Origin of the sequence: Mycobacterium sp. E3339, from assembly GCF_001666915.1 — a bacterium.
Classification (GTDB): domain Bacteria; phylum Actinomycetota; class Actinomycetes; order Mycobacteriales; family Mycobacteriaceae; genus Mycobacterium.
The window spans coordinates 1-6,790 of the sequence record NZ_LZIZ01000056.1 but is presented as its reverse complement, the minus strand read 5'-3'; the positions used below and the strand labels follow the sequence as shown (position 1 = coordinate 6,790).

General features: G+C 67.0%; 8 protein-coding genes and 1 tRNA gene. 5 read left to right on the top strand and 4 right to left on the bottom strand.

All coding sequences use genetic code 11. The features are described 5' to 3' along the window. From A5702_RS04590 to A5702_RS04575, 4 genes are all read left to right on the top strand, one after another. Positions 1–513 (top strand): Nramp family divalent metal transporter (locus A5702_RS04590; RefSeq protein WP_197506498.1); only part of this gene is annotated, 513 nt, incomplete at its 5' end. Further along, on the top strand, positions 514–1,569 hold the full coding sequence (locus A5702_RS04585) for a poly-gamma-glutamate hydrolase family protein (RefSeq protein WP_055404753.1): 1,056 nt from the start codon (positions 514–516) through the stop codon (positions 1,567–1,569). 23 nt (positions 1,570–1,592) lie between these two features. Next, complete coding sequence (locus A5702_RS04580) at positions 1,593–2,417, top strand: LLM class F420-dependent oxidoreductase (RefSeq protein WP_082955944.1); 825 nt, start codon at positions 1,593–1,595, stop codon at positions 2,415–2,417. A 40-nt stretch (positions 2,418–2,457) separates the two neighbouring features. Further along, positions 2,458–2,533 (top strand) — tRNA-Arg (locus tag A5702_RS04575). Positions 2,534–2,606: 73 nt separating this feature from the next. On the opposite strand, the gene A5702_RS04570 is transcribed toward A5702_RS04575, so the two are convergent. Genes A5702_RS04570 through A5702_RS04555 form a run of 4 tightly spaced genes read right to left on the bottom strand, consistent with a single transcriptional unit; the run spans position 2,607 to position 5,936 of the window. Next, positions 2,607–3,470, bottom strand: coding sequence for an NAD(P)-dependent oxidoreductase (locus A5702_RS04570; RefSeq protein ID WP_068218629.1), 864 nt, complete (start codon positions 3,468–3,470; stop codon positions 2,607–2,609). Positions 3,471–3,516: 46 nt separating this feature from the next. Then, positions 3,517–4,692, bottom strand: coding sequence for a thiolase family protein (locus tag A5702_RS04565; protein WP_068218626.1), 1,176 nt, complete (start codon positions 4,690–4,692; stop codon positions 3,517–3,519). Then, positions 4,689–5,117, bottom strand: coding sequence for a Zn-ribbon domain-containing OB-fold protein (locus A5702_RS04560; protein ID WP_068218622.1), 429 nt, complete (start codon positions 5,115–5,117; stop codon positions 4,689–4,691). Before A5702_RS04560 ends, A5702_RS04565 begins: the two co-directional genes overlap by 4 nt. Before the next feature lie 21 nt (positions 5,118–5,138). Then, positions 5,139–5,936, bottom strand: a complete 798-nt coding sequence (locus tag A5702_RS04555; protein WP_082459950.1) for an SDR family NAD(P)-dependent oxidoreductase — start codon at positions 5,934–5,936, stop codon at positions 5,139–5,141. A gap of 227 nt (positions 5,937–6,163) precedes the next feature. On the opposite strand from A5702_RS04555, the gene A5702_RS04550 reads away from it, so the two are divergent. Next, a complete protein-coding gene (locus A5702_RS04550; protein ID WP_231964993.1) occupies positions 6,164–6,772 on the top strand; it encodes a TetR/AcrR family transcriptional regulator in 609 nt (202 codons plus the stop codon). Positions 6,773–6,790: the final 18 nt, after the last annotated feature.

Below are 6,790 nucleotides of genomic sequence, written 5' to 3'. Positions count from 1 at the left end.
GTGCTCGCCATGGCCGTCGCGGGAACGGTGAACGCCGCGATGCTGCTGGTCGCCGCGATCAACCTGCAGCACCGCGACGTCAGCGCCTCCATCGAGGGCGCCTACTCGGCGATCCACAACACGCTGGGCGCCACGATCGCGGTGCTGTTCGCGGTCGGACTGCTGGCGTCGGGGCTGGCATCGTCCTCGGTGGGCGCCTACGCCGGCGCCATGATCATGCAGGGGTTGCTGCACCGCAAGATTCCGATGCTCGTGCGCCGCTTGGTCACGGTGTGCCCCGCCCTGGTGATCCTGGCGTTCGGGTTCGACCCCACCCGCGCGCTGGTGCTGTCCCAGGTTGTGCTGTCGTTCGGCATACCGTTCGCGGTGCTGCCGCTGGTGAAGCTGACCAGCGATCGCGAGCTGATGGGTGAGGACACGAATCACCCCGTCACAACGGTTATCGGTTGGGGCGTCGGCGTGATGATTAGTCTGCTTAACATGGTGCTCATCTGGCTGACGGTGACCGGCTAAATGCCGGCCCGCCGGCACGCCTACTTCGCATACGGGTCGAACCTGTGCGTCAGGCAGATGGCGCTGCGGTGTCCCGACGCCGCCGATCCGCGGCCGGCGGTGCTGTCCGATCACGATTGGTTGATCAACCAGCGGGGTGTGGCCACGGTCGAGCCGTGCGCCGGCAATCAGGTGCACGGCGTGGTCTGGCAGATCTCCGACGGCGACCTGGCGACGCTGGACAGCGCCGAGGGTGTGCCGGTGCGCTACCGGCGCGACCGGCTGACCGTGCACACCGACGACGGGCCAGCCCCGGCCTGGGTCTACATCGACCACCGGGTGACGCCGGGTCCGCCGCGGCCGGGTTACCTGCCGAAGATCATCGACGGCGCGGTTCAGCACGGGTTGCCGCAACGCTGGATCGACTTCCTGCGGCGCTGGGATCCCTCCCGCTGGCCGCGCCGGGTGTCGTCCTCCGGGCCTGCGCCGCAATCGCTTTCGGCGTTGCTGGCCGAACCCGGAGTGACCGAGTCCAGCCAATTGCGTTCGCGGTTCGGCTTTCTCGCCATTCACGGCGGCGGGCTGGAAGAGATGACCGACGTGATCGCCGAGCGCGCCGCCGACGCCGCCGGCGCGTCGGTGTACGTACTGCGCCACCCCGATCGTTACCCGCACCACCTGGCGTCGGCGTTGTTCGACCCGGCCGAGTCGCCCCGGCTCGCCGAATTCCTCGACCATGTCGACGTCGCGGTGTCGCTGCACGGCTACGGCCGCATCGGCCGCAGCACGCAACTGCTGGCCGGTGGCCGCAACCGCGCACTGGCCGCGCACCTGGCCCGCCACATCCAGTTGACCGGCTATCAGGTGGTCACCGATCTCGAAGACATCCCGCCGGAGTTGCGGGGCCTGCATCCGGGCAACCCGGTGAACCGTGTGCGCGGCGGCGGGACACAGCTGGAGCTCTCCCCGCGGGTGCGCGGGATCAGCCCGCGCAGCCCGCTGCCCGGGTCCGACGGCCTGTCGCCGGTCACCAGTGCCCTGGTGCACGGATTGGCCGAAGCGGCGCGTAGTTGGTAATTGTCCCCATTGGTTGAACGGAGTTGTTGGTGGCCAAGGATATTCGCTTCGGAATGAGCATGCGCTTCATCAAGTCGCGCGAGGCATTCGTCGAGAAGGTGAAGCGTGCCGAAGACGTCGGATTCGACATTCTCTGTGTGCCGGACCATTTGGGCGCGGCCTCCCCGATCGCCGCGCTGACCGCGGCCGCCATGGTCACCGACAAGCTCAAGCTGAGCATGTATGTGCTCAACGCCGCCTTCTACAAGCCGGCCCTGCTCAGCCGCGACCTCGGCGACCTGGACAAGCTCAGTGACGGCCGCCTCGAGATCGGGCTCGGCACCGGATACGTGAAGGAAGAGTTCGATGCCGCCGAGCTCCCCTACCCCAGCGCCGGCGCCCGGGTCGACTACCTCAAGCACATGACGAAATACCTGAAGGAACATCACCCGAAGACGCCGATCCTCATCGCCGGCAATGGCGACCGGGTGCTGACCATCGCCGCCCGGCACGCCCACATCATCGGGCTGACCGGTTCAAGGGTGAAGGAGGCCGACGACCCGCTGACCGAACGCATCGAGTTCGTCCGCAGCGCCGCCGGCGACCGGTTCGACTCGCTGGAGTTGAACCTGGCGATCACCGCTGTGCCGGCCGAGGGCGAGACCATGCCCGACCTGAGGATGACCCGGCAATACGCCCCGGAGCTGTCCGACGAGGAGTTGCTCGAGCAGACCTCGGTGCTCAGCGGGACGCCGCGTGAGATGGCCGACAGGTTGAACTTCTACCGCGAGAAGTACGGGGTCACGTCCGTCACCGTGCAGGACAACCACATCAAGAACTTCGCGAAGGTCATCGCGGAATTGCGCTGAGCCAGTCGGTGCGCACGCGGCCGGTAAGCTCAGGCGGTCCGCCCTCGTAGCTCAGGGGATAGAGCACGGCTCTCCTAAAGCCGGTGTCGCAGGTTCGAATCCTGCCGGGGGCACCAGAGTTGTCGCAGCTCAGAGCCTATTTCAGTTGGCACATCGGTCGGGCACACGGATGTCCGCGATGCTTCCCGGTCAACCAGAATCGGTCGCGGCGTGGGGAACGCCCAGCCCCTCGGCAAGATTCTGCAGAGCGATCTGCGCCAGCGGCAGGTCCACTCCCACTTCCCCGCCAAGGCCCAGCGCCAGGCCGAGATCCTTTTCTCCCAGTTCCCTGGTGTGCAGGAAGGGTTGGTAGAGGAAGTGGTCCGGGGCGAGCGGCTTGCTCATGTCGTCGCGGAACATCATCGCTCCGGTGCCGCCGCTGTGTGCATCGGTGTGGCGCACGACCCGACTGAAGGCTTGCACATCGAGACCCGCCCGCTCGGCGAGCTTCATTGCTTCACAGGCGGCCGCAAAGGACGTGAAAGTCAACATGTTGCGCGCCAGCTTCATCCGGGTCCCCGCGCCGGGTTCTCCGGCGTGAACCACCATAGACGCCCACTGCTTGAACGCCGGCTTGACGCTCTCGTAGACCTGGCGTTCGGCACCCACCATGACAGCCAGATCACCCGTTTTGACCGCTTCCACGCCACCGCTGACCGGTGCATCGATGACGTGAATGCCGTTGGGCTCCAGCTCCGCGGCCAGTTCGACCGCGGTCCGGTGGTCGATCGTCGAGTGGATCGCGATGACCGTCCCGCGCTTGGCCCGCGGGGCGAGCCGCGCCACCACGTCGCGCACCTGCTCGTCGTTGAGCACCATCACACTGATGATGTCGGCGACGGCCACCTCAGCCACGTCGTCGGCCACCTGCACACCGGCATCGGCGAACGACGTTGTGGCATCGGGCCGGACGTCGAAGACGATCAGGCCACCGGGCCAGTCGACCAACCGCTTGGCCATCGGCGCGCCCAGATTGCCCAGCCCGATGAAGCCCACCTTCGAATCTTCGGCCACGGGTATCCTCCTCGGAGTCGCGTGATCATTGTGCACGACGGCATGCTCACGCCCGCCGCAGCAGCATTGCGGTGGTGCCGCTGTTGGCCGCCCCCACCCCAACCGCGGTGAGCGACGCACCGTCGACCTGTCGCGCGGCGGCCTCGCCACGGATCTGCAGGCACGCCTCATGGAGATGCCCGAAGCCGTGCAGACGTCCTCCGGATAGCTGCCCCCCGGCGGTGTTGATGGGTAAGTGCCCGCCCAGCGAGATGCGCCCCGGATCGGCGACCCACGCGCCGGATTCGCCGACCGGGCAGAAGCCGAAGTCCTCCAGCCAGCAGAGGACGAAGACGCTGAACCCGTCGTACAAGGACGCCACGTCGACATCGGCGATCGTGAAATCGGTGCGCTCCCAGATCGTGGACCAGCGCGAACTGATGCGGGTGATGTCTTCCCCGCCCTCCCAGGTGAACCGGTCGTGGTGGGCGCAGTCGAGGGCCTCGACGGCCACGGCCGGGTGATCCAGCGCGGCGACGTGCTCGGCGCGGGAGACGACGAACGCGGTCGCCCCGTCACAAGCGATGTCGCAGTCGAACATGCACAACGGGTCGGACACCATGCGCGCGCCCAAATACGCGTCCAGGTCGAGCGGCTCGCGATAGATCGCCGTGGGGTTGCGCGCGGCGTGGGCTCGCTGCGTGATCGCTATCGATGCGAGCTGCTCCCGCGTCAGGCCGTACCGCAACATCCGCGCGCGGATCTGGAGCGCGGCCAGGTTGGCCGCCGTCACACCAAATGGCATCTGCCAGCCCAGCATTCCGGCGGGACGCCCGCCGCCCGACCCGTAGCCCTTGCGCCGGCCGGCGCCCTGAGCGGTGCCTTCCCAGATGCTGCGCCAACACAAGACATGATTGGCAAGCCCGCCGGCCACGGCGAGCATCGCGTCCACCACCGCGCCCAGCTGCCCCGGGGACTCGACTCCCCCGGCGACCCAGTTCGGCTGGATTCCCAGCGCGTCGTGGATGTCCCGCAGCGACGCCCCGGAGAACCCGAGGCCCGGTTGCGACGACCCGGGATAGGTTGTGAGCCCGTCGACGTCGGCCAGCGACAGACCCGCGTCGGCAACCGCTGCCAGACACGCCTCGGCGGTCAGCTCCAGCGGATCACGCCCCAACCGGCGGCCGATTGCCGACTGACCGATGCCGCTGATGATCGCCCGGTCGGTTACCGCGCTCTTCACCAGCGCTCCGGCTCGAACAATGGAATGAACACCTCGTCTTCGCCGTCTACGCATCGGTCGAACACGACCCGCACGGGCATGTCCGGGGTGACCTCGTCGGGATGAACGTTCACCAGGTTGGTCAACAGGCGGGCCCGCCTGTCCTCGACCGGAGTGACGAATGCGATCAGGTAGGGCGGCGTGAAACCCGGAAACCATTGGTGCCGATTCACCGTCCAGGATTCGACTAACCCGCGGCCGCTGAGGTCGACATACTCGATGGCCGCGCGGTCAACGGGGCATCGCAGCGCGGGCGGGTGACACAGCCGCCCGCAGTTGGTGCAACGTTGCATGCGCAGCACCCCGTCGGCGCCGGCGGTCCAGAAGGGCCGACTCAGTGCGGTCAGCGCCGGAACCGGCCGATGAGCGTCTGGCAAGGGAGTCATGCGTTGTGATCGATTCGACTGCTAGCCAAACACTCCCGGCGATTGCGAATAATCCACCGTCGACAGTTCGGTCATGCCCCCATCGACGTGGAGCACCGTGCCGGTCACGAATGCCGCGCCGTCCCCCGCCAGGAAGGCCACGGCGGGCGCGATCTCCACGGGGCTGGCGCCGCGCTTCATGGGCGAGGCCGCGGCGGTCCGCGTGTAGTTGTCCCACTCGGTGCCGATCAACTTCTCCTGGGCCTCCGTGAGGGCGAACGGGCAGACCGCGTTGACCCGGATGCGATGGCGAGCCCACTCGTTGGCGGCCACCTTGGTCAGCGCCGCCACCGCGCCCTTCGCCGCCGAGTAGGGAGCGGTGTAGGCGATGCCGGCGAGTGCGGAGCCCGACACGAAGTTGATCACCGACGCCCGCCCCGACTCGCGGAGGAACGGAAAGCAGAGTTGCATGAACCGGAATGTCGCCTTGGGCCCCGTGGCCTCGGACAGCTCCCAATCCTTATCGGTGACCAGTTCCAGAGCCTTTGGCATCGCGAAGAACTGCGCCGCGTTGACCAAGACGTCGATGCGGCCGCCCCCGGTTTCCGCCGCCTCCTGGACGGCGGCTTCAATGGCATCGCGGTGGGCGACGTTGGCCCTGATGAAGGCGGCCCGCCCGGAATTGCCACGTATGCGCTCGACGCGCTCGAGGCCCTTCTCCCCGTTCAGATCGACGATCGAAACGTGAGCGCCCAGGCTGGCCAACTCCTCGGCGATGGCCCCTCCCAACCCCTGAGCCCCGCCGGTAACCAGCGCGTATCTGTCCTCCAGACGAGACAAGACCACTCCTTGCTGCGATGTAACAATAGAACACCAACCGTTCAATCATCCAATAATTGCAGACCGCCGCCGCCGCTGCCTAGTGGGCTTGCACTCATGCGGCTGGACGGGCACACACAGGGACACGGCCGTACTAGCAGGCCGGTGCGGGCTCCCGAGCGCAACGGCGCACCTCGCGTAGCATGAACTGCTGAAACCACTGCCCTCGGCCACGTAGGAGTGAGATGTTGACTGATCCGGTCACCAGCGAATCGGCGGTCGGCGCCGAGGTCGACCGCCGTGACCAGATCCTCGACGCGGCAAACGAATGCTTTGCTCAGCTGGGCATCCAGCGCACGAGTGTGCAGGACGTGGCGCGCATGGCGAAGGTCTCGCGAGGCACCATCTATCGATACTTCGTCGATCGCGATGTCCTCATCCAAGCCGCCATCGAGCATGGCGCACAAGGCTTCTACCGCGAAGTCGCCGCGGCGATGGCCAAGAAATCAACGCTGGCCGAGCAGGTCGGAGCGATGGCGGAAACCCATGCCAGAATCTTGCTGGACCATCGCACACGGAACCGTTTGATGGCCGACGATGCCGAGCTGATGCGGCACATGATCTCCGACGGTGACACCGCGGTCCGGCGAACCACGCAGTTTCTCGAACCCTATGTGCGGGCCGCGCGCGAGCGCGGCGAGGTGGGCACCGGCGTCGACGTCAGTGCGGCCAGCGAATGGCTGGCGAGAATCATCTGGTCGTTCTCGACCGTCAACGAGGCTCAGACGTTCGACATGTCCAAGCCGGATACTGTCCGGCGCTACGTGGAAACATTCGCGATCAACGGGCTTCGCTGAAGAACGGGCCAGCGCCGC